The sequence below is a fragment of the Methyloferula stellata AR4 genome (assembly GCF_000385335.1).
Taxonomy (GTDB): domain Bacteria; phylum Pseudomonadota; class Alphaproteobacteria; order Rhizobiales; family Beijerinckiaceae; genus Methyloferula; species Methyloferula stellata.
Genome location: NZ_ARWA01000001.1, coordinates 2273855 through 2300182, shown reverse-complemented (window position 1 = coordinate 2300182; position 26328 = coordinate 2273855). Strand labels below are relative to the sequence as shown.

The window sequence follows — 26328 nt, the reverse complement described above, 5'->3', positions numbered from 1 at the left end:
AAGGGTCATGTGTCATCTTCGCACGGCGAATTTATGGATCGCATCGGCCATCGCCTTTGATTATAAAAAGATAGGCGTGCGTAGCGCGTCTTTGCACTTGCGCGCGGAAAAGCGCCGTTGATGATGCCCAAAGCCGATTCTTGATCGGCCCCGACTGCCAGGCCAGATGAGATGATGACAATTCCCGGGAAAGCCTGCGCCGAGTGCAGCCTCTGCTGCCAGGTGCTTGAAATCGAAGAATTCGCGAAGCCGGCGGGCGAGCTCTGCGAACATTGTCTTCAAGGTCAAGGCTGCGCCGTCTATCACGACCGGCCGCAAGTCTGCCACGATTACGAATGCCTCTGGAAGAACGACCGCGCGCTCGGCCCGCAATTGCGCCCGGATCGTGTCGGCACGATCCTGATGGAAGACCCGGACAGCGACGAATATCGCGCCGTCTGCGACCCGGCCAGACCCATGGCTTGGCGCAATCCGCTCATCTTCAAACATCTCGTCGCCATGGCCAAGGCTGGGCGCATCGTCGTCGCCAAGGCGGGCGTCAAAGCTTGGCGTGTGCATCCTTCCGGTCAATGGGGACCGTGCATTTAGAGCATTGACGCGTGAGGCGAGCAGTCTTCACGCTTCACCACACCTCGCCATTCATCCGATTGGGCGCTGGCTTCAATGCGACCTTTGCAATCAGAAATCCGCCTCGCGCTCCCTTCGCTCCATCTTTTTTAGATAGAGCCCGATGAGCACCGCCAAGCTCAGCAATGTGGTGACGAGACCGACGATCCCCGGCCATCCGGCCATGGACCAGAACTCGCCGCCGAATGAGCCGATCGTGCTCGAGCCCAGATAATAGCAAAAGAGATAGAGCGACGCGGCCTGCGCCCGCGCCACGATAGCGCGGTGGCTGACCCAGCCGCTTGCGACCGCGTGCGCCCCGAAGAAGCCTATGGTCAGCAAACAGAGCCCGGCAACAAAGAGCAAAAGCGTATCCGCGATGGAGATGAAAATTCCGGCCAGCATGAAGGCGAGGCCGGATAGAAACATGACGCCGCGGCCGAACCGTCCGACAAGCCGTCCGAAATAGGCCGAAGCGGCGCCGCCGACCAGATAGACGAGAAACACGGCGCTGGCCGCGGCCTGGTTCAGACCGAAGGGCGGTGCCAGCAAGCGGTAGCTCGCATAATTATAGACCGTGACGAAACTCCCCATCAGCAGAAAGCCTATGACGAAGAGCGCCGCGAGGCCTGGGTCCTTCAGATGGTTTGCGAAGGCCTTTTTCAAGGCAGCCAAGGATAGACCGCGCTCTGAAACGAAATAGCGCGACGGCGGCAGAGATGCGTAAAAGACGATCACCGCCAGGAGACCAAGCACGCCCACTGTCGCAAGCGCGATGCGGGCTGAATGCGTGAATTGAAGCACGATGCCGACGAGCACGCGCCCGGCCAAGCCGCCATAGGCATTGCCGGCGATATAAAGGCCCATCGCCGAGCCAAGATCCTGCGGATGCACTTCCTCGGCGAGATAGGCCATGCCGATCGCCGGCACGCCCGCCAAGGCAAGCCCCTCGAAAGCGCGAAAGACGAGCAGGCTCGTCCAATTGGGCGTGAAGGCCGATAGAATGCTCAAGGCGGCGACGGCAAAGAGCGAAACGGCCATCACATTCTTGCGACCGAAGGCATCGGAAATCGGCCCCATGATCAGCATGCCGATCGCGAGCATCGCCGTCGTCACCGATAAAGACAGACTGCTGACCGAAGGCGCGACGCCGAATGTCGCGGAAAAGACCGGCATCAAAGGCTGCACGCAATAGAGCAGCGCGAAGGTGGTGAATCCCGCCGCAACGAGCGCCAGCGTGACGCGCCGATAGGCGGGCGTTCCGCGTCGCAGATAGGTTTTGCCGGATTCGGTTTGCGTCACGTTGGGCCGCCGAAGGAATGGCCGAAGAGTCTCACGATCGCGAGGAAATGGCCGTTCAATATATCGTGCACGAAACCGAGCCCGCATGCAGCATAGGCGCGTCGAGGCCGCGTCCTATTCAACATTGTTTGCACAAGACAATATGTCTCGTCATATCGAACTCCGCGTTCTTGCCCCTAAGTCACTTGCAGGATCCTCCTCAGGCTTTCTCGCGCCCGCGGTCCAAACGCGGGCATCACAGCCGCGCAGATTTTTTCCTGCTCAAAAAACGAGAAAAGGAGCAAGGCATGCGGATCAATCAAACATTGGCCTTGGCGGCTGCGATCTCGATCGGGCTGGCCAATGCCGCGTTCGCCGCCAAGGGCGGTGCAGCCGTTCCGTTCCTGCCGCACGCAACGACGACTGTCCCGGCCGCGCCCGGCATGGATAATGGCATCGGCTACGGCGTTGGAAATACGCCGAGCCCTGGCACCGTCCGCGGCGCCAATGCCTCTGGCGCTGGCGTCGGCACCAACCCCACACTCCAAGGCGGGCTCGGGGCCGGCACCGGCATGGTGCCGAAACCGGTGGGTCAGGGATATTAACCCGGCCTTGAACTCAGCCCTGCCCGGTTCCTGCCGGACAGGGCTACGCTTCATGCCAAGCCTGCTTGCATCGAGGACAAATCCGCGTATAAAGCCCGCTTCCCGGCATCGGCTGGGGGCTGAACGGAGGGCTCGCCTCGGCGAGCAGGATCATTGATCCATCCTCCTGTGTCTCCGCCTTCGTTGTTTCCGTCGAGCCTTTCCGGGGCTCGAAGGGCTCTGCGCCGATGCTGAACGCATAAGTCCGAAAAGTTAGAGACTTTTCGGGGAAGCTTATGCGCAAAAGAGCAGCATCCCGAAAAGTCTCAGACTTTTTGGATCTGATGATGCGTTTGAGACAGTAGAAAGGCTCAGCATGGCTCTCTACGAGCATGTCTATCTCGCGCGCCAGGATATTTCCGCCCAGCAGGTGGAGACCCTGACCGAGCAATTCAAAACCATCATCGAATCTCTCGGCGGCAAGATCGAGAAGAACGAATATTGGGGCGTGAAGTCCCTCGCCTACCGGATCAAGAAGAACCGCAAGGCGCATTTCTCGCTGTTGAACATCGATGCGCCTCCGGCCGCGCTCACCGAGATGGAACGTCAGCAAGGCATCAACGAAGACATCCTGCGTTTCATGACGATCCGCGTCGATGAACTCGAAGCGGGCCCTTCGGCCATGATGCGCAAGCGCGACGATGACGATCGCGATCGCGGCGGCCCCGGCGGCCCGCGCGGCGGACGTCCGGACAGAGGCGACCGGCCCGATAGAGGCGATCGCGGCGATCGTGGACCCCGCCGCCCGCGCGACGACAACCCAATAGCTGATGAAGGAGGCTTCTGATGGCCATCGCAGCCACCACTGGCAGCGGCGGACGCCGCCCCTTCTTCCGCCGTCGCAAGACCTGTCCCTTCTCGGGCCCAAATGCGCCGAAGATCGACTATAAGGACACCCGTCTGCTGTCGCGCTATATTTCCGAGCGCGGCAAGATCGTGCCGTCCCGCATCACCGCCGTTTCCGCCAAGAAGCAGCGCGAGTTGGCGAAGGCGATCAAACGGGCCCGTTTCCTCGGGCTTCTGCCTTACGTGATCCGCTAAACGTGCTTGTAACCTTCTCCCTGTGGGAGAAGGTGGCCCGACGAAGTCGGGTCGGATGAGGGGTTGCTGCCCTTCATTTTAAGACCGTAACCCCTCACCCGGTCAGCTCCGCTGACCACCCTCTCCCTGAGGGAGAGGGTTGCCGTAAGTGCTACCGGGCAATACGCAATGAATAAAGACCGGATGGACATTAATCCGTCCGGTTCGGCTGGGATGAGACGGATGTTCAATCCGGATTTTTCCCTAACCGCGAACAGCGGGACAGCTCGGCGATGGTAACGAAAACTCTCGAAAGCCCCGGCTTTGGCTCGATCGTGATGGTCGGGGCCGGTCTTTGCGCGGCCCTGCTTTTCACCGTCGCGCGGCAAGACACGCTGCCCGCCGTGGTGCTTGCCTGTTTCGCGCCCTTGCCGATCATGATCGCGACGCTGGGCTTTGGCCCGGCCATCGGTCTCGGCTCCGTGGCCCTGGGCGCGCTTTCCGTCGCGCTTCTAGCGGCAGTTCATCACGGCGGTGCCCCGAACGCGGAGCTTTTGGCTGGCCTTGGCACCGGAACCATCTTTGCCGTGATCCCGGCTCTGCCCGCCTGGTGGCTTTCCTTCATCAGCGGTCTGGCGAGAGCCGAAGGCGCACGCCGCTGGCGGATCCAAAAGCCCGAGCAGAAGACCTCGCATATTCTCTTCTTCTTTCCGATCGGCGATATTCTCGTTCATGCAGCAGCGATCGTCATCGGCATTATCAGCTTCGCCATAGGCGCGGTCGCGCTTGGCTTTCGCGGGTTCGATGTCGAGATCGCTAAAGTCTCGGAAGATGTCGCGGCCTGGGTTCAAAAGCTTCTCGAAAAGCACCCCGAATTGCCGGGCGAACTCGGCGTCGCCGATCCGACCGAGATCATTCTGAAAAGCATGCCGATGATGATCGCGGTCTTTGGCCTGATGATGCTCATCTTCAATCTCTGGCTCGCCGGGCGCGTGGTTCTCACCTCGGACAGGCTCCCCCGCCGCTGGCCCGACATCGCGCATGAATTGCGCACGCCGCGTCTTCTCGTCCTGGTTTTGGGCGGCGCGCTCGTTCTCTGCCTGATGAAAGGCTGGCCTGCCGTCATCGGTGTCGTCGCGACGGTAACGCTGGTTCTGACCTATGCCTTGCAAGGCCTTGCCGTCATTCACGATCTCTCGCGCGGATCGCGCTGGCGCGGGCTGCTGCTCTTCATCGTCTATACGACTTTGGTCTTTCTCACGCCTTGGCCTTTGGCGCTGCTCGCCTTGGTCGGGCTCGCCGACACAGCCTTCCCGCTGCGCGACCGCAAGGCCGCTCTCTTATCCTCGAAATCCTAGAAAGCCTCCGAAGGAGTTAGTCATGCAGGTCATTTTGTTACAAAGGGTCGCCAAGCTCGGCCAGATGGGCGAGACGGTGCGCGTCAAGGACGGGTTCGCCCGCAATTTCCTCTTGCCGACCGGCAAGGCCTTGCGCGCGACCGAAGCCAATAAGCAGCGCTTCGAAGGCCAGCGCGCCGATCTCGAAAAGCGCAATGTCGAATTGAAGGGCGAGGCCGCAGCCGCAGCCGAGAAGATCGACGGGCAGGTCTTCGTCATGATCCGTCAGGCCGGCGAAACCGGCCAGCTTTACGGCTCCGTCTCGACAAGAGACGTTGCGGAAGCCGCGTCCACGGCCGGTACACCCGTCAATCGCAACCAGGTCGTGCTGGCAACGCCGATCAAGACGATCGGCCTGCATCAGGTGCCCGTCCATCTGCATCCGGAAGTCGAAGCCAAGATCACGATCAATGTCGCCCGCTCGCCGGAAGAGGCCGAACGCCAGGCTAAGGGCGAATCGATCAATATCGTCGAGGAAACGACGATGGACGATCTCGGCCTCGAAGTCGGCGCCGCTCTCGCCGACGCCAACGGCAGCTTGGGCGATCGCTGATCGGCTTTCAAACAGGTAAGGCGTGATCGTTGAGATCGCGCCTTACCATGCCATTCGAGACACAAGCCAAGCGAAGCAAGCGGTTGCGCAAAGCAAGCTGGTTTGCGCGCGCAATTGAAGATTCTTTTCGGGCGTTTGTGGATAGCGGGACGCGCAGCAGGCGGGTTAAGCTTTGCTTAACTCTTCCGTTCCATTCCGCCGCATTGGCGTGCGACAAGGGTGGTGAGGTACCGATTCGGTACGCATTTTCTCATCACTCGAAGCATAGATGCCCGCTGTAGAAAATATCGTCGGCCGGATCGGCCTACTGCAAGGACAAGGCTCCTCCGCGGAACCCAAATTTCGCGTCGCACCGCATAATATCGAGGCCGAACAAGCTTTGCTCGGCGCGATCCTCGTCAATAACGACGCCTTCGACCGCGTCTCGGATTTTTTGCTGCCCGAGCATTTTTCCGAGGAGCTGCACAGGCGCGTCTATGACGTCGCATCGCAACTCATTCGCGCCGGAAAAATCGCGACGCCGATCACGCTCAAGACCTTCCTGGGCGAGCATGATCTCGGCGGCATCACGATCCCTCAATATCTGGCGCGCCTCGCGGCCGAGGCGACGACCGTGATCAATGCCGAGGATTATGGCCGTACCGTCTATGATCTCGCCTTGCGGCGGCATCTGATCCTCATCGGCGAAGATATCGTCAATGCGGCCTATGACGCGCCTGTCGGCGCGACCCCGCGCGGTCAGATCGAGGACGCCGAACGCAAGCTCTATCAGGTGGCGGAAAGCGGCCGTTACGACGGTGGTTTCCAGCGTTTCTCGGATGCCTTGACGACCGCCGTCGACATGGCCGCGAAAGCCTGGGAACGCGACGGCCGTCTCTCCGGCATCGCGAGCGGCCTCACCGATCTCGACCGCATGATGGGCGGCTTGCAGGCCTCCGATCTTGTCATCATCGCCGGACGCCCCGGCATGGGCAAGACGGCGCTCGCGACCAATATCGCCTTCAATATTGCCAAGGCCTATGAGTTCGAGGTCCGTGCCGACGGAAGCCATGCGACCGTCAATGGCGGCGTCGTCGGTTTCTTCTCGCTCGAAATGTCGGCCGAGCAATTGGCAACCCGTATCATCTCCGAGCAATCCGGCGTCGCCTCCTACAAGATCCGGCGCGGCGACATTTCGGAGAACGATTTCGGTCATATCTCCGCCGCTGCCCAGGACATGCAATCGATCCCCTTCTATATCGATCAGACCGGCGGTCTCTCGATCGCGCAGCTCACAGCCCGCGCCCGCCGCCTCAAACGCCAGCGCGGGCTCGACGTGCTCGTCGTCGACTATCTTCAATTGCTGTCGGGATCGAGGAACCGGGGCGGCGACAATCGTGTGCAGGAGATGACCGAGATCACCACCGGCCTCAAGGCGCTCGCCAAGGAAATGAACGTGCCGGTCGTCGCTCTCTCGCAGCTCTCGCGTCAGGTCGAAAGCCGCGACGACAAGCGCCCGCAATTGTCGGACTTGCGCGAGTCGGGCTCGATCGAGCAGGATGCCGATGTCGTCATGTTCGTCTTCCGCGAGGAATATTATCTGAAGAACAAACAGCCGCGCGAAGGCACCGAGGAATTCCTGACCTGGCAGGCCGATATGGAACGCGTCCATGGCCGCGCCGAGGTCATCATCGGCAAGCAGCGCCATGGTCCGACGGGCACGGTCGAACTCGCCTTCGAGGCCGAGATGACCCGCTTCTCCAATTTGGCGCGCGAAGACAATCTGCCGGTGCGCCTTTGAAGACACGCGCCTCGTTCGTCTGCCAGAATTGCGGGGCCGTCACGCAGCGCTGGCAGGGACGCTGCGAATCCTGCGGGGCGTGGAATTCCATCCTCGAAGAAAACGCCGCCTCCGGCATCGGCGCGCAAGCTGCCCGCGGGGCCCAGAAAGGCCGCGTCTTCGAACTGATGGGGCTCGGCGATGCCACCACCCCGTCAGCGCCGCGCATGCTGACCGGCATTGCCGAATTTGACCGCGTCAGCGGCGGCGGCTTCGTGCCGGGCTCGGTTCTGCTGCTCGGCGGCGAGCCGGGCATCGGCAAATCGACGCTGCTCATCCAGGCCTGCGCGCTTCTGGCCAAGCAGGGCCAGCGCGTCGTCTATATTTCCGGCGAAGAGGCTGTCGATCAGGTGCGGCTGCGCGCCGAGCGCCTCGGCCTTTCCAAAACGCCGGTCGAACTCGCGGCCGAGACCAGCGTCGAAGATATTTTGGCTACGCTCAGCCACGGCCGCCGGCCGGCGCTGGTGGTGATCGATTCGATCCAGACCATGTGGACGCAAAGCGTCGAATCGGCGCCGGGCACGGTCACGCAGGTCCGGGGCTCGGCACAGGCGCTCATCCGATTCGCCAAGACGACGGGCGCGACCGTCATTCTCGTCGGCCATGTCACCAAGGACGGCCAGATCGCAGGCCCGCGCGTCGTCGAACATATGGTCGATGCAGTGATCTCCTTCGAGGGCGAAGGCGGGCGGGATGTCCGTATTCTCCGCGCGGTCAAAAACCGATTCGGACCGACGGACGAGATCGGCGTCTTCGAAATGACCGGCAAGGGCCTTGGCGAGGTCACCAATCCCTCGGCTTTGTTTCTCTCGGCCCGCGATGCCGCCGCGCCCGGCACCGCCGTTTTCGCGGGAATGGAAGGCACGCGGCCGCTGCTGATCGAAATCCAGGCTCTGGTGGCTGCGAGTTCGCTCGGCACGCCGCGCCGCGCCGTCGTCGGCTGGGACACGAATCGCCTGGCCATGGTGATCGCCGTGCTCGAAGCCCATGCCGGGCTCAAGCTTGGCCAGAACGACATTTATCTGAATGTGGCAGGCGGGTTACGCGTCAGCGAGCCGGCCGCCGATCTCGCCGCCGCCGCCGCGCTGATCTCGTCGCTGACCGGCGTCACTTTGCCATCGACCAGCGTGTTTTTCGGCGAAATCGGTCTCTCCGGCGCGATCCGCCCGGTCGCCCATACGCTGCCCCGGCTCAAGGAGGCGATGAAGCTCGGATTCGCCCGCGCCATAACGCCTCAGGAAGCGCCGGGCCAAGGCCGCAGCGCCGCTCAAACCATCGAAGTGAGCAGTTGTTCGCATATTTCGGCGCTCGTGGCGGAAATCGCCCGGATGCGCGGCCGCGCGGGCAAAAGTGCACAAGGCGGTTGAACTTCGCCTTTGGAAGGTGACGGAACCATTTCACTTCGTTATAAGATTTATGAACCCTGGACCCGTGAAGTTGTCGCATCCGAAGCGATGACCAAGCTCTATCGGTACGGCTGCCTCCGGCGGCGCCATGGAGCGAGTGCCGCAAAGCACTGCGAAATGCGAAAGCACATCGTAGCCGAAAAGCAGATGGAAACTTTTTTGCGGTGATTAAGCCATCTGCCACGTTTGGAGCGTGGTATGAGGGCGCGTCGCAAGTCTGAAAGTTCCTTTCGTAGGACGTGTTCCAGAGGCCAGAGTCATGCCATCCTATCTCGATCTCGGATTGATCGTCGTCGTTTTGATTTCCGCCCTGCTCGCCATGCTGCGCGGTTTTACGCGTGAGGTCCTGGCGATTGCCTCCTGGACCGCCGCTGCCGTGGCCGCGGTCTATTTTCACCCTCTCGTACTGCCTTATGTGAAACCCTATATTGGCAAGGAGGTCATCGCGCTGGCGGCCTCCGCGGCGATTGTCTTTTTCGTCACGCTGATCATCGTGTCCCTGATTACGGTCAGGCTCTCGGATGCCATTCTCGACTCGAAGGTCGGCGCGCTCGACCGGTCGCTGGGATTCGTATTCGGAGCGGTGCGCGGGCTTTTGCTTTGTGTGATCGCCTTCATTTTCTTCAGTTGGCTGGTGCCGACCGACAAGACGCCGGAATGGGTGAAAAGCGCCCGCATGCGTCCGCTGCTTCAGACGACCGGCGACGAGTTGATGGCCATGCTGCCCGACGACCCGGAGGGCCTGCTCGCCAAGCTGAAGACGCCGAAGTCGATAGGCGGCACCGAAGAAGCGCCGCCCGACAGCGATATAGATACGAAGCCTGTCCCGGCTCCGGCGGCTGCGCCGAAGCCCGACCCCGGCAAACATACATAGGAATAGATCCATGGATGATGGCCAAGCCCACCTGACGGATGACAATATTTTCGATCTGGATGCCGATAGGCTGCGTGAAGAATGCGGCGTCTTCGGCATCTTCGGTCATCCGGAGGCGGCCGCCATCACGGCACTCGGCCTGCACGCTTTGCAGCATCGCGGACAGGAGGCGGCGGGCATCGTCGCCTTCGACGGTCATAGGTTCAATTCGGAGCGCCGTCTCGGCCTCGTCGGCGATCATTTCTCCAAGGCTTCGACGATCGATCGTTTGCCCGGCACGGCCGCGATCGGCCATGTGCGCTATTCGACCACGGGCGAAACCATCCTGCGCAATGTGCAACCGCTCTTCGCGGAACTGAGCTCCGGCGGTTTCGCCGTCGCCCATAACGGCAATCTGACGAATGGGCTGACGCTGCGGCGCGAACTCGTGCTCGAAGGCGCGCTCTATCAATCGACTTCGGATACGGAAGCGATCCTGCATCTCGTCGCGCGCAGCCGCAAACCCCGTATCACCGAACGGTTCATCGATGCCTTGCGCGAACTCGAAGGCGCCTATTCGCTCGTCGTGCTCACCAATAAGAAATTGATCGGCGCCAGAGATCCGCTCGGCATCAGGCCGCTCGTCCTCGGCCAGTTGAACGGATGCTATATCCTCGCCTCCGAGACGTGCGCGCTCGACATTATCGGTGCCCATTTCGTCCGCGATATCGAGAATGGCGAAATCGTCGTGATCTCGGAAGACGGCATCGAGAGCCTGCATCCCTTCCCGCGCATGCCGGCGCGCCCTTGCATCTTCGAATATATCTATTTCGCGCGTCCCGATTCCATCGTGCATGGGCGCTCCGTCTATGACGTCCGCAAGGCGATGGGCGCCCAACTCGCGCGCGAAATGCCGGTCGATGCCGATGTCATCGTACCCGTGCCGGATTCAGGCGTCCCCGCGGGCATAGGCTATGCGCAGACGTCGGGCATACCTTTCGAGCTCGGCATCATCCGAAACCATTATGTCGGGCGGACCTTCATTCAGCCGACGCAAACGGTGCGCGAATTGGGCGTACGCCTGAAGCACAACGCCAACCGGTCCGTCATTGAAGGCAAACGCGTCGTTCTCATCGACGATTCGATCGTGCGCGGCACGACCTCGGTCAAGATCGTCCAGATGATCCGCGAAGCCGGCGCGAAAGAAGTGCATTTCCGGATCTCATCGCCGCCGATCACGCATCCCGATTATTATGGGATCGATACGCCAGAGCGCGACAAGCTTCTCGCCGCGACCCATACGCTTGAGGAAATGCGCCAATATATCGGCTGCGATTCATTGGCCTTTCTTTCGGTCGAAGGCATTTACCGCGCCATGGGCGAACCGGGCCGCGATCCGCTGCGTCCGCAATTCACCGATCATTGTTTCACCGGCCAATATCCGACGCATCTCACCGATGTCTCCGGCGAAACCAAGACCCAGCTCTCGCTGCTCGCCGAAGCGGGTTAGGTTAAGACTCATTCCAGCCATCTTATGTTTCATAGGTCGGGCGCGTTTCCTTCTCCCTGTGGGAGAAGGTGCCGAGCGAATGCGAGGCAGATGAGGGGTTACAATCCCAAACGTCTAAGATCGTAACCCCTTACCCGGCCGGTTCCACCGGCCACCCTCTCCCTCTGGGAGAGGGTTGTGCGCGTCCGGATTTAATTAGGTTCTAGCTCCAGAGCTTTTCGGAACGAGATCATTCGCTTAAACGAAGATATGAAGCGAAATCCCTCAATATCGAGCGAGATGACCTAGCTTGGCCTCCGAAAACGAACCCAACGCCCGCCCGCTCGCGAGGCGGATCGCGCTCGTGACCGGTGCCTCGCGCGGCATCGGCTGGGCTGTAGCTCGCGAACTCGCCCGCGCCGGCGCGCATATCATCGCCATGGCGCGCACCCAAGGCGCGCTCGAAGAGCTCGACGATGCGATCAGAGGCGACGGCAGCGAGGCGACGCTCGTGCCATGCGATATTAAAGATTTCGAAGCTCTCGACCGGCTTGGCGGCGCGATCTTCGGGCGTTGGGGCAAGCTCGACATTTTCGTCGGCAATGCAGGCGTGCTCGGCCCCGTCTCGCCGCTGGCGCATGTCGACCCGAAGCAATGGGATGAGGTCATGGCGGTGAATGTCACCGCCAATTGGCGGCTCATCCGTTCGCTCGACCCGTTGTTGCGGGCCTCGGACGCGGGCCGCGTCGTGCTGGTCACCTCTGGCGCCGGACATACGGCCCATTTCAAGCCCTATTGGGGCCCCTATGCGACCTCCAAGGCCGCCGTCGATGCCTTGGCGCGGACCTATGCGGCGGAGACGGTCAACACCTCCCCTATCCGCGTCATGGCGGTCAATCCGGGCCCGCTACGCACCCGCATGCGCGCCGCGGCCATGCCGGGCGAAGATCCGCTGAGCCTCAAGACGCCGGAAGAGCTCGCGCCGAAAATCCTGGCACTTTGCCACCCCGATTGGACTGAAACGGGCAAGCTCTATGATTTTCCTCAGGACCGTGTTTTGAGCTACATGGCGCCTAAATAAGATATCACTCTATTTCGATTCGCGGTCCGGCGGGCTTAACCGTGGCGATTCTGATCAAATCCTGCGTCGTCGTCGTCCTCGGGACTTTGCTCGGGCTGGCGCTCACGTTTTTCACGCTTGAGCACGGCTTTGGCTTCGGTGCGGTACGCGCCGGCCCCTGGACAGGATGGCCGAAGACCGGATCGGCCGATATCGATCCCTATGCGCGGGCGCTTCTGTCGCGCACCGGCGCCATTCCGCTCGGCACGGGCGAAGGCATTAGTTTTCTGGCGCGAACCGATAGCGACGGCGCGCCGCTCAATCCGAGATGCGAATATACTTTGAAAGGCCCGATGCCGCCGGCGCGGTTTTGGACCCTGTCGGTCTTTTCGCCGAACGGGGCTTTGATCGAAAATGCCGCCAAGCGCTATGGCTTCACGTCGGCGGAGATTTTGCGTGCCAGCGACGCGCCGCCCGAAATCATCCTCGCCTCAACCGCGCATCCCGGCAATTGGCTGCCGACCTCCCCGACATCGCCTTACGTCGTCGTGCTGCGTCTTTACGATTCGGTGCTGAGTGCAACGGCCGCGTCGCTCGACAGTTCGGTGATGCCGAAACTCGTCAAAGGCTTCTGCCGATGACCTCGCTCAAAATCACATCGGCCAACCCCGCCTCTTTCAGACTGAACCTGTTCAAGATCTCCTGGCTCGATTGGCTGCTGGCGTCGCTCTTATGGCTCCTGGCTATGCTCTTCGTGGCCGGCCTCGTCCATATCGTGTCCATCTTCGCCCTGCCGGAACTGGCCCAGAAGGATGCCTACTCGCGGCTCTCGACCTTGACCCAGCCGGGTCAGCTTTCCCTGCTGCCGGCGCCTTTGCCCGGACAGGAATATGCGCCCTTCGAAGATCCGGCACTTGTGCAAGGCGTCTGCCTCTACGATCTCGATCGCGGTCCCTTGGAACTCTCGGCCGATATCATCGGCGACGGGCTTTTGACCTTCTCGTTTCGCACGCGAACGGGCCGGGTTTTTTATTCGATGACCGATAAAGCCGCGTCGCATGGCAAGATCGATGTGCTCGTCTTGACGCCGAAACAGCTCGAGGCCGTCGAAGCCGACGACGATGAAGAGGAACTGCCACAGGAATTGCGGCTGACCGCGCCCGAAAAAAAGGGCTTCGTTCTCATCAATGCGCTGGCGGCTTTTCCCAGCGAGAGAGCGAATATCGAAACCCTGGTGAAGTCGATGAACTGCGAACTCGTCCAGGAAACCGCGAAATAGACTAAAATCGTAATATGTCCTTGCTACATCCCGCGAACTACGCGCGGAGATTCGGCGGCGGCATATCTTGTCTTCGACAGCTTGCCGGGCGAACATCGATGCCACTCACGATGATTGCTGCGTGACGGCCACAGGCCATCCTGCGCTATCCTGCTCATTTGCTGAAAGATGTTCCCATGATCGGGCAAAACCGCATGCATTATCTCGTCGGTGCGGGCATTTGCCTTGCCTATGCGGGCCTTCTCGCAGCTTCGAGCCCGGCTTTTGCGACCGACGACGCGCTCCGCAACAAGCTGGCGCGGAAGGACTGCGTGCGGGGCGCCTTCAAGGACTATTATCTTCAAGGCAAGGGCGGCGATCCTGCTTCCGACTATAAAGGCCGGGTTTTCAAACTCAGCCAGGACTATCCCGTCCAATTACCCCCGAAGGAAACCTATCCTTGGGAGAAGATCGCGTTCAAGAACGGCGGTCCGGTCGATCCAGAAGCCTATCTTCAGGCGCTTCTCCAATATGGCCTCGAAGGCAATATAGAAGTCGATTTCTACGTCCAGGATAACAAGCTCCGGAAATGGTACGGAATGCCATGGATGGACTGGAACACGGAAGTCGCCACGGATTGGCCGGGCACGGACGGGCGCGAATTCGTGCACGGCCTCACCCATGAATTCGATTCCGCCGGCAATACGTTCGGCGAAGCGCAAGCCGAATTCGTCGATACCTGGGCGCAAGCCTATGTCAACGACCGCTATGCGTTCAGCATCGGGCAGGTCTATTGCGATCCCGACGATCCTAAACCGGCGGCGCTGAACCCCGATCCCACGGCGCTCAACTCCATGCCGGATGGATCTTATGTGATCAAGCTCCTCTTCTCGACGGCGAACGAGACGGAACTGCCGACCGTCAAAGGCGCCTTTGAATGGGACGCGGATATTTACGCCAATAAGAGCCCGCCCTTCCGCAATGCAGGGCCGTTTTCGCGTTTCGAACGCAAGCTCGGCAAAGTCCGTCTCATCCAGATCGACCTCCAGGTGCGCGACAACCGCAGCACCACAGGCTGGCTTCTCGGCACCTATGGCTATAACGGCAATGCGAAGGGCGATACGCCGTGGAAGCGCATGGTGCCGCTCGGCCTCCAATGGGGCAATAATCCGACAGTGACCTTCGCCGAGACCTGCGCCTCGGCGGACGGGCCTTGCGACTACGACAAATTGACGGAGCAATGGATTAATCGCCAAGCGGTGAAGGATCTCGCGACGCCGCCGCTCAGTTTCAACCATCTCGGATTTGGCGGACGCCTCGCTGGGCCCGTCGACAATCCCAAAAGCTCCTGCATGGGCTGCCATCAGACGGCAGGCTTTCCGAGCGTGCCGATCCTTGCCGAATTCTCACCCAATGCGGGCGTGCTGAAACTCGATGCGCAGAAACACCCGGAAGCAGCGCAGAGCCTGCGCATGATGTATTTCGGCAATGTGCCCGGCGGTGCCGTCTTCAGCGATAGCCAGCTCTATTCGGCCGATTATTCGCTGCAGCTTTCTATGGGTCTGCAGAATTTCGTGTCGCTGCGCTGCGCCAAGGATGCGAGCCCGCCGCGTCCTTCTCTTTGCGACCAGTTGAGCGCCTGGACCGAAGCGCAAAAGCGGGGGACGGGTTTTGTATCGATATTCGGCACGCCCGGCTCCGATGGCGCTCCGCTGAAGCAACCATAGGCCGCGACCGGAAGAACGGTCATTGCGAACCAAATGGGTCCGCTACGAGACTTTCTCTGTGTCGGGCCGCCGCCTTGCGGGACGGCGGGAAACCCGTTTCGGCGGCTTCGCCGGCTCACTCATCCGCATATAGCGCACGCCGGGAAACAGAATGATCTCGGCGTCGCCTGACGGTTGCTCACGTCGCCGCTGCTGCGCGGTTTTATTTTGGTGGAACGCAAGAAGTTCGCCCATGTCGCCGTCCGGATTGCCGGCCTGATTCTTCCAGGCAGGCTTAATCTCGACATCTCATGGTTAATGATGCGTCAATTTCCAGAGCGGGATGAGCAAAAGTGTGAAGCGGTTTTGCGCCCGCATCCCCCTCTAAGTCTTTAGAATCGATCACGTTCATGGTTTTGGATCGTTCGATCCAAAACCATCGTGATCTGAGCGAAGTTTCCGCTGTGTGGTTTTTCGGTTGGCTGCACGACCAGCGTTTCAGGAGGCCAGGTCGAGAAACGATCGGCCCTGCCGGTCCTCGACCTCGACGATCCAAAGATCGGGATCGAAGTTGATTTCACGAGCGAGACGTTTCTCGGCTTCGCCCGGCTCGATCCGCGCATCTTTGTGCAACGCGGAAAATAGTCGGTCTTCACCGTCCTTGAGTTCGCTCTGCGGCGCCGGCCCGAACAAAAGCGCCGTGCCATCAAGCAGATCAATTTTGATGAAAATAGCGCCTGCCTCGGCGGCGCCGCGGCGGCGCAAAACCGCGAAGGCGCCCTCGACCGCGCATCGCCGCAAATAGGCCGAAACCCAGATATCGCTACGTAGCCTAGCCGTGCTCATTTACCACTTTATCGGTCATTGTCATACGGGTGTCACCTACACTCGCTTGGAGTCTGCCGCAGCCATTCCGGGGGCATTTTCCATGACATCCATTACATCTGCTGACCTGACAGAACCGAGTCATAAACCTAATCTCAATAGACCGATGGGGATCAAAAGCGTCCTCATCTATATGGCCATCGTTGCGCTTGGGTTGTTTTTCACAGCCTATAGCATCTATGCGGATATCTCCACGGTCGGCACGACGGTCACGACCATCCTGCCCTTCCTGCTCTTGGGCGTCGCCCTCTTGATCGCCTTGGGCTTCGAATTCGTCAACGGCTTCCACGACACCGCCAATGCCGTCGCGACCGTCATCTACACGCACTCGCTCGTACCGGAAGTCGCGGTCGTCTGGTCGGGCTTCTTCAACTTCCTCGGGGTCTTGACCTCGACGGGCGCGGTGGCCTTCGGCATCGTCTCGCTTCTGCCGGTCGAACTGATCCTCCAGGTCGGCTCGGAAGCAGGCTTCGCCATGGTCTTTGCCATGTTGATCGCCGCGATCATCTGGAACCTCGGCACCTGGTGGCTCGGCCTGCCGGCATCGAGCTCGCACACTCTGATCGGCTCGATCATCGGCGTCGGCGTTGCCAATGCCCTGATGCGCGGCCGCGACGGCACCTCGGGCGTCGACTGGGGCAAGGCGACCGAAATCGGTTATGCGCTGCTTTTGTCGCCGCTCTTCGGTTTCTGCGCTTCTGCTCTCTTGCTCCTGGTCATGAAGTTCCTTGTCCGCAAGCCTGAACTTTATCAAGAACCTAAAGCGACTGGGGCTCCTCCGCTCTGGATCCGTGGCCTTCTGGTTTTGACGTGTACCTTGGTTTCGTTCTTCCACGGATCCAACGACGGTCAGAAGGGCATGGGCCTCATCATGCTCATCCTGATCGGCACGGTGCCGACCGCCTATGCGCTGAACCGGGCTCTGCCCGAATCGCATGTCGCGGCTTTCACGGAAACCTCGCTCGCGGCCTCGAAGGTCGTCGACGCCAAGGCCGCCGGGTACAATGTCATCGGCGATCCGCGTCCGGCCGTGACCGGCTATATCACCCGCCATCATATCGACGAGGGCACCTATCCGTCGCTCGCCGCTTTGATCCGCGATATTTCGACCCAAGTCAGCACCTATGGCTCGCTTGCCAAAATCCCGGCAGCCGCCGTCGGCAATACGCGTAACGACATGTACCTGACCTCGGAAGCCCTGCGCTTCCTCGCGAAGGACAAGCAAGCGGATCTCTCCGCCGACGACGTCAAAGCGCTGAATGCCTATAAGAAAGAGCTCGACTCCTCGACGAAATTCATCCCGACCTGGGTGAAGGTCGCCGTCGCTCTCGCGCTCGGTCTCGGCACGATGATCGGCTGGAAGCGGATCGTCGTCACCGTCGGCGAAAAGATCGGCAAAACGCATCTGACCTATGGCCAGGGCGCCGCCGCCGAACTCGTCGCGGCAGGAACCATCGGCTTGGCTGATGGATTCGGCCTCCCTGTCTCGACCACCCACGTTCTGTCGTCGGGCGTCGCCGGCACGATGATGGCAAACGGCTCGGGCCTTCAAGTCTCGACGCTCATGAGCATCGCGACCGCCTGGGTTTTGACCCTGCCCTGCGCCATCATGCTCTCGGGCGGCTTGTTCTTCATCTTCCGCCACCTGTTCTGATTTCTTGACCGGAACGAAAAATTTAAAGCCGGGCTCAACGAGCCCGGCTTTTTCTTCTTCTTCGCCGCGACCCATCGGGGTTGGACCATCATACCGATCATGATTCGTGATTGCCGAACCGGCCATTGCGCCTTTTTCGTTCGCGCAGACGCCTCTGATCTCAATTGCCAAAAGCTGCGCGCTTCGCTAGGAGTCCCCGCGATGGTTCCCTTCGGGGATCAAAAGGGAACACGGTGCTGGCAGAAATGCCTCAATCCGTGACTGCCCCCGCAACTGTAAGCGGCGAGATCGATGCCAGCCTATGATCACTGGGCAAACCGGGAAGATCGGCATCCGTCAGAGACCCGTGAGTCAGGAGACCTGCCATCACCCGTGCAGCCGATCTCGGGCGGAGGTGTACCGATGGTCCATGGTTTTTGCGGCGTCACCCGCGATCGCGCTGTTTTCTCCAACAGCATGCGAGGGTGTCATGCCTGGATTTGTGACCCGTATTCTGAACGAAGGCGACGCTGATCTGCGCCGTAGATTGATTGTCATCTATGTTGTCTTGATCGGCGCCAATGTTCTTGCTTGGCTCTGGGCATTTGTTGTTCTGCATCAGCATCCCTTGCTGCTCGGCACGGCGTTACTCGCCTATACGTTCGGTCTGCGGCATGCGGTCGATGCCGATCATATCGCGGCGATCGACAACGTCACGCGTAAGCTGATGCAGCAAGGCGAAAAGCCGGTCGGCGTGGGCTTTTTCTTCTCGCTCGGCCACGCGGCCGTCGTTGTTCTTATGTCGGTCGGGGTTGCGTTGGCCGCGTCGGCAGTCAGCTCGCATTTTGACTCTATGAAGGCGTTCGGCAGTATCATCAGCACCAGCGCGTCGGCGCTATTCCTATTTGCCATAGCCCTCATGAACATCGTGGTGCTGATCGCAGTCCATCGCACATTCCAGGCCGTGAAACGGGGCAAGCCCTTTGTGGCGGATGATTTAGACCTTCTGCTCAATAACCGGGGTTTTCTCGCCCGCATCTTCCGTCCTCTCTTCGGGTTTGTGACCCAAAGCTGGCACTTGCTGCTCATCGGTTTCCTGTTCGGGCTTGGTTTCGACACCGCGACCGAGGTTGCGTTATTTGGCATTTCCAGCGCACAGGCGACCAACGGCGTGTCGTTCGGTACGATCATGGTGTTTCCGGCACTTTTCACAGCCGGCATGTCAGCGGTCGATACAACGGACGGCGTGCTCATGCTTGGCGCTTACGGTTGGGCTTTCGACAAGCCCATTCGCAAGCTTTATTACAACATGACGATTACCGCCGTTTCCGTGATCGTCGCACTTATGATCGGCGGCATCGAGACGCTTGGACTGGTCGGAGACCAATTCAAAATGGAAGGTCCTTTCTGGGACTTCATCGGCGCTCTCAATGAGAATTTCGGACTGCTCGGCTATATCATCATCGGCATTTTCATCCTGAGCTGGCTTGCCTCGGTGCTGATCTATCGGATCAAAAAATATGACGAACTGCGTGTCGGGATCGGCACGCCCTAAGGGAGGCCGACAACGATCGCATCTGGCACTTGCGGTCTCCGCCAGCCTGGCTAAATACGGGCTAGCATATCCATCCGTCACAAAAATCAAGGAGATCGCCCATGGCCTCGCTCGATAAAGTCCTCGCCAAGATCGACGCCAATCTCGATGCTTCCCTGGGCCGCCTCTTCAAGCTGATCTCCATCAAATCGGTCTCGACGGACCCTGCCTTCAAGGCCGATTGCGCCGAGGCCGCCCTATGGGTCGCGGGCGAATTGAAGGGCCTCGGTTTCGAGGCTTCGGTGCGGCCGACGGAAGGCCATGCCATGGTGGTCGCCGACGCGAAGGCATCTCGCCCCGATGCCCCGCATTTCCTGTTCTACGGCCATTACGACGTGCAGCCGGCGGATCCGCTGGAGCTTTGGGAAACCCCGCCCTTCGAGCCGCGTCTCGCCGACACGCCGACCGGCAAGCAGATCATCGGCCGCGGCGTCGCCGACGACAAAGGCCAGCTTATGACCTTCGTCGAGGCTCTGCGCGCCTTTAAGGAGACAGGCGAGCTGCCTTGCCACATCACCATCCTGCTCGAAGGCGAGGAAGAAACCGGTTCGCCGTCACTGCCGGGCTTCCTCGCAAAGAACAAGGACGAGCTCAAAGCCGATCTCGCACTCGTCTGCGACACGAGCATGTGGGATCGCAAGACACCCGCGATTACCACCATGCTGCGCGGTCTCGTACTGGAAGAAGTCGTGATCCGCGGCGCCGACCGCGATCTGCATTCGGGGATGTTCGGCGGCCCGGCGATCAATCCGATCCATGTGCTCTCCCGCATCATCGCCGATCTGCATGACGACCAGGGCCGCGTGATGCTGCCGGGATTCTACGATGGCGTCGCCGAATTGCCTGAGGATATCGCCGCGCAATGGCGCCATCTCCCGTTCAACGAAAAAACGTTCTTGGGCGATGTCGGGCTTTCGGTGCCAGCCGGCGAACATGGCCGCAGCACACTCGAAATGCTCTGGTCGCGCCCGACCTGCGACGTCAACGGCATCATCGGCGGCTATACGGCCAAAGGCTCGAAGACCGTGCTGCCGGCGGAAGCCAGCGCCAAGTTTTCATTCCGTCTCGTCGGCGCGCAAGATCCCGATAAAATCGCGGCGGCGTTTCGCGACTTCGTCCGCGCAAGATTGCCTGCCGACTGCCATGTCGAATTCGTTTCGCATGGCGGCTCGAGCGCGTTGCAATTGCCCTTCTCCTCCGACGCGCTCACCCGCGCCCGCGGAGCTTTACGGGAAGAATGGGGTCAGGAAGCGGTGCTCGCGGGCTGCGGCGGCTCGATCCCCATCGTCGGCTCGTTCAAGCATGATCTTGGCATGGACACTTTGATGATCGGCTTTGGTCTCGAAGACGACCGCATCCATTCGCCGAACGAGAAATATGATCTGTCGTCCTTCCACAAAGGCACGCGGAGCTGGGCCCGCGTTCTCTCGGCTTTGGCCGGCTGAACGCCGGGTTCAAGATCGACTTTCTTGCCTCTCGCCTCCGCGGATATGATGTGCTAGGTGCGCGTTCCAGCCGCTTGCGACGGCGGCGGGATTGTTTTGTCTTGATGCGCTGCCTTTCATTTTGCTGCAACGCGAACAGGCGCTGATCCCGGAAAGCGGCAGACGCCCCGGATAAGGATCATACGTTAAATCAAAAACTTAGCGTGTGACCGCAATCACGCTCCAAGTCCGGTTTTGACAAGACAAAAAATCCATTCTCATTAGGGCGCCGGACGCTTCCGGACCCGTGCTTGTATTCCAACGAGGAGTTTTCATGCCGACAGATCTTGAGATTGCCCGCGCCCACACAATGGAACCGATCGGCGCCATCGCCGAGCGCGCTGGCATCCCACAAGAAGCCATCAATCCGTTTGGCAAGCACATCGCCAAGGTCGGTGCGCAATTTCTGTCGGAGATCGAAGCGCGCGGCAAAAAGGGCAAGCTGATCCTCGTCACCGCGATCAATCCGACGCCGGCGGGCGAAGGCAAGACGACCACCACGGTCGGTCTCGGCGACGCTTTGCGGCGGCTCGGCAAGAAGGTCGTGATCGCGCTGCGCGAGCCCTCGCTCGGCCCCTGTTTCGGCATGAAGGGCGGCGCGGCCGGCGGCGGCCATGCGCAGGTCGTGCCGATGGATAAGATCAACTTGCATTTCACCGGCGATTTTCACGCCATCACGTCGGCGCATAATCTTCTTTCCGCCATCATCGACAACGCTGTCTATTGGGGCAATCCGCTCAACATCGACACGCGCAATATCGTGTGGCGGCGCGTGCTCGACATGAACGACCGCTCGCTGCGCCAGATCGTGACCAATCTCGGCGGCGCCACCAATGGCTTTCCGCGCGAGGCGGGCTTCGACATTACCGTCGCCTCCGAAGTGATGGCGATCTTCTGCCTTGCCAAGAATATCGACGATCTGCGCGAGCGACTGTCGAAAATGTACATCGGCCAGACGCTCGACAAGAAGCCGGTCTTCGCCGACGCCCTGCAGACGGTGGGCGCCATGGCCGTGCTGTTGCAGGATGCGATCGAACCCAATCTCGTGCAGACACTCGAAGGCACGCCCGTCTTCATCCACGGCGGACCTTTCGCCAATATTGCGCATGGCTGCAATTCGGTGATCGCGACGACGGCGGCGCTGAACCTCGGCGATTATGCGGTGACCGAGGCGGGCTTCGGCGCCGACCTTGGCGCCGAGAAATTCTTCGACATCAAATGCCGCCAGACCGGCTTGGAGCCCGCGGCCGCGGTGATCGTCGCGACCTCGCGTGCGATCAAATCGCATGGCGGCGTCGCCAAAGCCGATCTCGGCAAAGAGAACCTCGAGGCCATCAAGACGGGTCTCGCCAATCTCGGCCGGCATGTCGAAAATGTGCGCAAATTCGGCGTGCCCCCGGTTGTCGCCATCAATCATTTCTCCGGCGATACGCAGGCCGAGCTCGATCTCATCATCAAGATCTGCAAGGAGGAGTTCAACGTCGATGCCGTCATCTGCAAACATTGGGCGGACGGCGGCGCGGGCGCAGTGGGCCTTGCCGAAAAAGTCATCGCGCTCGCCGAGGGCGGCAGCGCCAAATTCAAGCCGCTCTACGAGACCGACAAGCCGCTCGCCGAGAAGATGAAGATCGTCGCCAAGGAAATCTATGGCGCGGGCGACGTCTCTTTCGCAGCCGCCGCGAAGAAACAGCTCGCCGATATCGAGGCGATGGGCTTTGGCCATCTGCCGATCTGCGTGGCGAAGACGCAATATTCTTTCGCGGCCGATCCGACCTTGCTTGGCGCGCCGTCAGGACATGTCGTGTCGGTCCGCGAAGTGCGGCTCTCGGCCGGCGCCGGCTTCGTCGTGATGATCTGCGGCGATGTGATGACCATGCCCGGCCTGCCGAAAGTGCCCGCGGCTTACACGATCACGATCAATGACAAAGGCGAGATCGAAGGGCTGTTTTAAGGATCGTGACGCCCTTCTTTCAAGATGATGATGTGCGCTTCGTAGGGTGAGAGCTAGCAATAGCTCTCACCGAGGAAGCGCACAAAGTCGTTTCGAAACATGACCACAATGATTTTTATGATCCGTCGACGGCCCTTTTCCGGGCTGGATATTGCTCGACGGTATGGGGTTATGGACCGCCCCCGCGCAGCGCTAGATCTTTCGCGCCCCGGTCCCCTCCCAGCGAAGATATTTACGGTGCAGTTCACATCCTAGCATCGATGCAAAAGCATGACCGCCGCTCAACGAACTGCAGTTGACCGAAGTTGGCACGAATGCTACCTCAGGTTGTAAAAAATAGAGCAGCCAATATAAGATAGCAATCGGATCCTAATTTACATCTGCTAATAAACTCGCACGGTTACGCAGCGTGTAAAGTATAGTTTGCAGCTATATTAAAATAATATGACGTATAAGAGTAATATAAATGCTTTATGACGCAATCAATTTCAAAAAAATCCAGGATGTCTTCGCGGAAAGCATTGAAGAAATTCCTCCTTGCGATAATTCCGGCCGCTTTATCTCTTGGGCCCAAAACTTCGAAGACGTCATGCTCTGGCGAGCGCTCAACGATATAAAAAAAGGTTTTTATATTGACGTTGGGGCATGCGATCCCCACGCGGAATCTGTGACCTTGGCTTTCTATCTCCGCGGTTGGCGCGGGGTTAACGTCGATGTAGTTGAAGATAACTGGCAGCGATTGCGGGCCGCCCGGCCCAGAGATGTTAATATTCATGCTGCTTTGGGTGCCTCGGAAGGGTCAAAACCTCTTTTCCTTGTCGACGGCGGCAACGGGCTCACAACCCTGCATAGAGACATTGCCCATCGCCAGGCCTGGGACGGCCGCAACGTTGAAGAAGTCGAATGCCAAATGTCGACACTCGCCCAAATTTGCCGCGAGTACGCAAACGACACGATTCACTTTCTCAAAATAGACGTCGAAGGTTGGGAATCGGAGGTCATCGCAGGCGCCGATTTCGATCGCTTCCGGCCGTGGATCATTCTGGCAGAAACGACTTTACCAACCACTCACCCGGACCATGCGCGCTACGATGCGAAATTGTCCGAAGCCAGGTACAAATTTGTTTATTTTGACGGTCTCAACCGCTTCTATATCGCGCTCGAGCATTGGCAAGCTTTAAGCCCGTCCTTCAACTCCCCTCCTAATGTCTTTGACAACTTTGTGCGCGCTTCTGAATATTATGCCGAAATAAATGCCGTAGCGTCGAACGCGAGATCGAAGGAGCTTCAACACGAATTGGAGAAGGCTCTCGCAGAAGGCGAGGCCTTCGAGCAGGACCTATACGAAGTCAACAGACACGCCGCGTGGCTGGCCAAGACAAATAGAGATCTGCGTTGGTGCATTGATGTGATGAATAATAGCTTCTCTTGGAAGGTCACAGCGCCGTACAGAGATGCGCGCCGAAAATGGAAACGCATCTTCGGCGGGACATGACAATGCCGTATCACAATACGCAAGAGGCCGACATATGTGTCGTCGGACGCTTCTCGTTTGGAAGCGGCATAGGGATGCTCACATATTCCGCATGCGAGATGCTGGCGCGCAGTTATTCGATCTGCGTATTGCCCACCGGGGCGTACCCATCTAACACAGTGACAGTCTCACTGCCGAATGGCAGAGAGTTGCCAATCTGCAGGGACAAATCCAGAATTAAAATCTGGTTTTTCGTCGATGTCCTATGGAACGGCGTCAATGATTTCAACTACTGCTTGGTGCCGGAGACGGGAGCGCGAATCGCATACGTTGTTTTCGATTCAGATGAATTTCCCTTTGAATGGGTTGAGATTCTAAATAATCGTTTTGATCTTGCGTTGATGCTCAGCCCACATTTGGAACCCGTTGCAATTCGTAGCGGCGTAAATATTCCAATCGGCGTCCTTCCGCTTGCACTGGATCTTGAACCATTGCTCTCATTGCCCGGTCCGAGGAAATGCAGCACCGGCCGTGTTCAATTCCTGACCATTTGCGCTTATCATCCGAGAAAAGAGCTTGATACGCTCTTGGAGGCTTTCGCCCAGGCCTTCGAGACACAAGATAGTGTGGAGCTGGTATTACATTCCAATCTCGCCTTTGGTGACACTCTGGATCGTCTGAAGAGATTGGCTGAACAACTCGGCTTAACGAACGTCAGCTTTTTGCACGAGAATTTATCGGAACAGGCGAAAAACAACCTGATCGCGAATTCCGATGTCTTTGTGAACTGCTCTCGAGGCGAGGGTTATTCGATAGGCGCAAGAGAAGCACTGGCGGCTGGCAAGCCGCTGGTGTTGAGTGCGGTCGGTGGTCATTTGGATTTAGCCGGATGCCCTGGCGTTCTGCTCATTCCCGCTCATCGTCGCGTACCGGCACGCTACCCCGAGATAGACAATCGCGTTTTTGGCGTTCAGTTCGCAGTAGAGGCAGCCGATTTGGCAACCGGATTGCGAGAAGCCGACACACTGGTCAGGTCTTCCCAGCATCTTGCCACCCAAACGATGCGCCGGCGTACGGCGGCACGTTACTCTTTTTCACATTCATGGCCGAGCTTTGCCAATATTATCGATACCGATTTCTACTCGTTTCGCCCTTCGGCGCCGCAACCGCCCGACGTTTCTTTACCGGATGGTTTCCGCAAAAAAATTGAAAGCGTCGCAGGCAGACGGGCGGCAAAAATAGGTAGCTCCACTGTCAGGGTGTCCCCTATGTACGATGGCGGCTACTATTCGAATTTCAACAGCTTCTTCAGCCATCTCGTCTGGGACCTTCGAGATGAACGAGTCCGAATGACATTGCCGGACTGGGATGTGCCTCGCTTATTGCAGCGCCACGATAGCGATAAGTTTATGAGCTTTTGCTACGGCACCCCGGAGGACGGCAACATCTGGCTCAAACTTTATGAGCCCCTATTCGGCCTCAGCGATATCGAGATGGAAGGTATACTGACTGGCCAAAATAACCCGACTGAAACGACGTTTAACGAGCATCGCGAGCCGTTGCTGACTTATGTTCATGCCTATCGGCTTTACACGTCACCGGAATTTCCGAAGTGGAGGCGCCAATATCATTCAGTCTATCGCGATCATGTGCATTTACGCCAGGACCTGTCATCGGAAGTTGAAACTTTCTGTGCGGAGCGTTTTCGCCGCAAGTATATGATCGCCGCGCATGTACGGCATCCGAGCCACGTCATCGAGCAGCCGGGGTTTCATCTCGCCAGCGTCGACGCCTATATCGACGAAATAAAGAAGCTTCTATTTCAGCGCGATCTCAAACCGGCGCGAGACGATTGGGGTGTGTTTCTCGCTACCGATCAAGATTGCGTCGTCGATCGGTTCGTAGAAGCCTTCGGCGAGCATGTTTGCTTTTTTGAAGACGTGCGACGTACCAGTCCCATCGAGGATGCGGCATTCGAGAAGCTGCCGAATGTAGAAAAGAATCGCCTGGGCCACCAATTGCAGCATCTCGTGTCGGCGGATCGCTCGGCTTGGTCAATTCGCATGGCAAGGGAAATCGTTCGCGATGCAACTGTGATGTCGCGCTGCCATTTTTTATTGCACGTCGTCAGCAATGTTTCGACAGCCGTATCCTACATGAATCCAAAGCTCGAAATGAAGTTCATGAATTAGTATGCCAACGCGCCAGATATTTT

Annotated in this window: 23 protein-coding genes and 1 riboswitch; of the genes, 20 read left to right on the top strand and 3 right to left on the bottom strand. The window is 59.2% G+C overall.

Annotated elements, in window-relative coordinates; translation table 11 throughout:
- Positions 1-171 precede the first annotated feature (171 nt).
- A complete protein-coding gene (locus A3OQ_RS0111235) occupies positions 172-588 on the top strand; it encodes a hypothetical protein (RefSeq protein ID WP_026595729.1) in 417 nt (138 codons plus the stop codon).
- Positions 589-678: 90 nt separating this feature from the next.
- Here A3OQ_RS0111235 and A3OQ_RS22115 read toward each other — a convergent pair whose 3' ends face one another.
- A complete protein-coding gene (locus A3OQ_RS22115) occupies positions 679-1908 on the bottom strand; it encodes an MFS transporter (protein ID WP_020175490.1) in 1230 nt (409 codons plus the stop codon).
- Positions 1909-2195: 287 nt separating this feature from the next.
- On the opposite strand from A3OQ_RS22115, the gene A3OQ_RS0111225 reads away from it, so the two are divergent.
- The 13 genes from A3OQ_RS0111225 (at position 2196) to A3OQ_RS0111155 (ending at position 15113) form a co-directional block, all read left to right on the top strand.
- Entirely contained in the window at positions 2196-2492 is a 297-nt protein-coding gene (locus A3OQ_RS0111225) for a hypothetical protein (protein WP_152428407.1), read from the top strand.
- 355 nt (positions 2493-2847) lie between these two features.
- On the top strand, positions 2848-3318 hold the full coding sequence (gene rpsF / locus A3OQ_RS0111215) for a 30S ribosomal protein S6 (RefSeq protein ID WP_020175486.1): 471 nt from the start codon (positions 2848-2850) through the stop codon (positions 3316-3318).
- The gene (gene rpsR / locus A3OQ_RS0111210) at positions 3318-3572 is read left to right on the top strand and encodes a 30S ribosomal protein S18 (RefSeq protein ID WP_020175485.1); all 255 of its coding nucleotides are present in this window, start codon (positions 3318-3320) and stop codon (positions 3570-3572) included. The genes rpsF and rpsR overlap by 1 nt, the downstream gene beginning before the upstream one ends.
- Before the next feature lie 272 nt (positions 3573-3844).
- Positions 3845-4909 carry a DUF2232 domain-containing protein gene (locus A3OQ_RS0111205; RefSeq protein ID WP_020175484.1) on the top strand — a complete coding sequence of 355 codons (1065 nt, stop codon included), beginning with the start codon at positions 3845-3847 and terminating at the stop codon, positions 4907-4909.
- Positions 4910-4931: 22 nt separating this feature from the next.
- Positions 4932-5501 (top strand): 50S ribosomal protein L9, encoded by a 570-nt coding sequence (rplI, locus tag A3OQ_RS0111200; RefSeq protein ID WP_020175483.1) that lies wholly within the window; start codon positions 4932-4934, stop codon positions 5499-5501.
- A 268-nt stretch (positions 5502-5769) separates the two neighbouring features.
- Entirely contained in the window at positions 5770-7281 is a 1512-nt protein-coding gene (locus tag A3OQ_RS0111190) for a replicative DNA helicase (RefSeq protein ID WP_020175482.1), read from the top strand.
- On the top strand, positions 7278-8687 hold the full coding sequence (gene radA, locus A3OQ_RS0111185; RefSeq protein WP_020175481.1) for a DNA repair protein RadA: 1410 nt from the start codon (positions 7278-7280) through the stop codon (positions 8685-8687). Before A3OQ_RS0111190 ends, radA begins: the two co-directional genes overlap by 4 nt.
- Positions 8688-8985: 298 nt before the next feature.
- The gene (locus tag A3OQ_RS0111180; RefSeq protein WP_020175480.1) at positions 8986-9600 is read left to right on the top strand and encodes a CvpA family protein; all 615 of its coding nucleotides are present in this window, start codon (positions 8986-8988) and stop codon (positions 9598-9600) included.
- Positions 9601-9610: 10 nt separating this feature from the next.
- Positions 9611-11089, top strand: coding sequence for an amidophosphoribosyltransferase (gene purF, locus A3OQ_RS0111175; RefSeq protein WP_020175479.1), 1479 nt, complete (start codon positions 9611-9613; stop codon positions 11087-11089).
- Positions 11090-11378: 289 nt separating this feature from the next.
- Positions 11379-12149: an SDR family NAD(P)-dependent oxidoreductase gene (locus tag A3OQ_RS0111170; protein WP_020175478.1), complete on the top strand. Its 771-nt coding sequence runs from the start codon at positions 11379-11381 to the stop codon at positions 12147-12149.
- Between the two features lie 41 nt (positions 12150-12190).
- Entirely contained in the window at positions 12191-12769 is a 579-nt protein-coding gene (locus A3OQ_RS0111165; RefSeq protein WP_020175477.1) for a DUF1214 domain-containing protein, read from the top strand.
- The gene (locus tag A3OQ_RS0111160; protein WP_020175476.1) at positions 12766-13407 is read left to right on the top strand and encodes a DUF1254 domain-containing protein; all 642 of its coding nucleotides are present in this window, start codon (positions 12766-12768) and stop codon (positions 13405-13407) included. The genes A3OQ_RS0111165 and A3OQ_RS0111160 overlap by 4 nt, the downstream gene beginning before the upstream one ends.
- A 176-nt stretch (positions 13408-13583) precedes the next feature.
- Positions 13584-15113: a hypothetical protein gene (locus A3OQ_RS0111155; RefSeq protein WP_020175475.1), complete on the top strand. Its 1530-nt coding sequence runs from the start codon at positions 13584-13586 to the stop codon at positions 15111-15113.
- Between the two features lie 42 nt (positions 15114-15155).
- Here the strand turns inward: A3OQ_RS0111155 and A3OQ_RS0111150 are convergent, their stop codons facing one another.
- Positions 15156-15347, bottom strand: coding sequence for a hypothetical protein (locus A3OQ_RS0111150; protein WP_020175474.1), 192 nt, complete (start codon positions 15345-15347; stop codon positions 15156-15158).
- 243 nt (positions 15348-15590) lie between these two features.
- The gene (locus A3OQ_RS0111145) at positions 15591-15938 is read right to left on the bottom strand and encodes a DUF1491 family protein (RefSeq protein WP_020175473.1); all 348 of its coding nucleotides are present in this window, start codon (positions 15936-15938) and stop codon (positions 15591-15593) included.
- Positions 15939-16020: 82 nt separating this feature from the next.
- Here A3OQ_RS0111145 and A3OQ_RS0111140 point away from each other — a divergent pair, with 82 nt between their 5' ends.
- From A3OQ_RS0111140 to A3OQ_RS0111105, 6 genes are all read left to right on the top strand, one after another.
- Positions 16021-17631: an inorganic phosphate transporter gene (locus A3OQ_RS0111140; protein ID WP_026595727.1), complete on the top strand. Its 1611-nt coding sequence runs from the start codon at positions 16021-16023 to the stop codon at positions 17629-17631.
- A gap of 185 nt (positions 17632-17816) precedes the next feature.
- A riboswitch (cobalamin riboswitch) is annotated at positions 17817-18013 on the top strand.
- An 87-nt stretch (positions 18014-18100) separates the two neighbouring features.
- Entirely contained in the window at positions 18101-19165 is a 1065-nt protein-coding gene (locus A3OQ_RS0111135) for a HoxN/HupN/NixA family nickel/cobalt transporter (RefSeq protein WP_020175471.1), read from the top strand.
- A gap of 101 nt (positions 19166-19266) precedes the next feature.
- Complete coding sequence (locus A3OQ_RS0111130; protein ID WP_020175470.1) at positions 19267-20649, top strand: M20/M25/M40 family metallo-hydrolase; 1383 nt, start codon at positions 19267-19269, stop codon at positions 20647-20649.
- A 313-nt stretch (positions 20650-20962) separates the two neighbouring features.
- Positions 20963-22639, top strand: coding sequence for a formate--tetrahydrofolate ligase (locus A3OQ_RS0111120; RefSeq protein WP_026595726.1), 1677 nt, complete (start codon positions 20963-20965; stop codon positions 22637-22639).
- 466 nt (positions 22640-23105) lie between these two features.
- Positions 23106-24134 carry an FkbM family methyltransferase gene (locus A3OQ_RS0111115; RefSeq protein WP_020175468.1) on the top strand — a complete coding sequence of 343 codons (1029 nt, stop codon included), beginning with the start codon at positions 23106-23108 and terminating at the stop codon, positions 24132-24134.
- Positions 24107-26305, top strand: a complete 2199-nt coding sequence (locus A3OQ_RS0111105) for a glycosyltransferase (RefSeq protein WP_200860003.1) — start codon at positions 24107-24109, stop codon at positions 26303-26305. Before A3OQ_RS0111115 ends, A3OQ_RS0111105 begins: the two co-directional genes overlap by 28 nt.
- Positions 26306-26328 lie beyond the last annotated feature (23 nt).

Excerpts from the sequence above, each read along its gene's own strand:
- A3OQ_RS0111120 (WP_026595726.1), top strand. The coding sequence starts at position 20,963 with ATGCCGACAGATCTTGAGATTGCCCGCGCCCACACAATGGAACCGATC.
- A3OQ_RS0111140 (WP_026595727.1), top strand. The coding sequence starts at position 16,021 with ATGACATCCATTACATCTGCTGACCTGACAGAACCGAGTCATAAACCT.
- rpsR (WP_020175485.1), top strand. The coding sequence starts at position 3,318 with ATGGCCATCGCAGCCACCACTGGCAGCGGCGGACGCCGCCCCTTCTTC.
- A3OQ_RS0111190 (WP_020175482.1), top strand. The coding sequence starts at position 5,770 with ATGCCCGCTGTAGAAAATATCGTCGGCCGGATCGGCCTACTGCAAGGA.
- A3OQ_RS0111180 (WP_020175480.1), top strand. The coding sequence starts at position 8,986 with ATGCCATCCTATCTCGATCTCGGATTGATCGTCGTCGTTTTGATTTCC.
- A3OQ_RS0111205 (WP_020175484.1), top strand. The coding sequence starts at position 3,845 with ATGGTAACGAAAACTCTCGAAAGCCCCGGCTTTGGCTCGATCGTGATG.
- rplI (WP_020175483.1), top strand. The coding sequence starts at position 4,932 with ATGCAGGTCATTTTGTTACAAAGGGTCGCCAAGCTCGGCCAGATGGGC.
- rpsF (WP_020175486.1), top strand. The coding sequence starts at position 2,848 with ATGGCTCTCTACGAGCATGTCTATCTCGCGCGCCAGGATATTTCCGCC.
- A3OQ_RS0111135 (WP_020175471.1), top strand. The coding sequence starts at position 18,101 with ATGCCTGGATTTGTGACCCGTATTCTGAACGAAGGCGACGCTGATCTG.
- A3OQ_RS0111160 (WP_020175476.1), top strand. The coding sequence starts at position 12,766 with ATGACCTCGCTCAAAATCACATCGGCCAACCCCGCCTCTTTCAGACTG.
- A3OQ_RS0111105 (WP_200860003.1), top strand. The coding sequence starts at position 24,107 with ATGGAAACGCATCTTCGGCGGGACATGACAATGCCGTATCACAATACG.
- A3OQ_RS0111225 (WP_152428407.1), top strand. The coding sequence starts at position 2,196 with ATGCGGATCAATCAAACATTGGCCTTGGCGGCTGCGATCTCGATCGGG.
- A3OQ_RS0111150 (WP_020175474.1), bottom strand. The coding sequence starts at position 15,347 with ATGGGCGAACTTCTTGCGTTCCACCAAAATAAAACCGCGCAGCAGCGG.
- A3OQ_RS0111145 (WP_020175473.1), bottom strand. The coding sequence starts at position 15,938 with ATGAGCACGGCTAGGCTACGTAGCGATATCTGGGTTTCGGCCTATTTG.
- A3OQ_RS0111155 (WP_020175475.1), top strand. The coding sequence starts at position 13,584 with ATGATCGGGCAAAACCGCATGCATTATCTCGTCGGTGCGGGCATTTGC.
- A3OQ_RS0111235 (WP_026595729.1), top strand. The coding sequence starts at position 172 with ATGATGACAATTCCCGGGAAAGCCTGCGCCGAGTGCAGCCTCTGCTGC.
- purF (WP_020175479.1), top strand. The coding sequence starts at position 9,611 with ATGGATGATGGCCAAGCCCACCTGACGGATGACAATATTTTCGATCTG.
- A3OQ_RS0111115 (WP_020175468.1), top strand. The coding sequence starts at position 23,106 with ATGCTTTATGACGCAATCAATTTCAAAAAAATCCAGGATGTCTTCGCG.
- A3OQ_RS0111130 (WP_020175470.1), top strand. The coding sequence starts at position 19,267 with ATGGCCTCGCTCGATAAAGTCCTCGCCAAGATCGACGCCAATCTCGAT.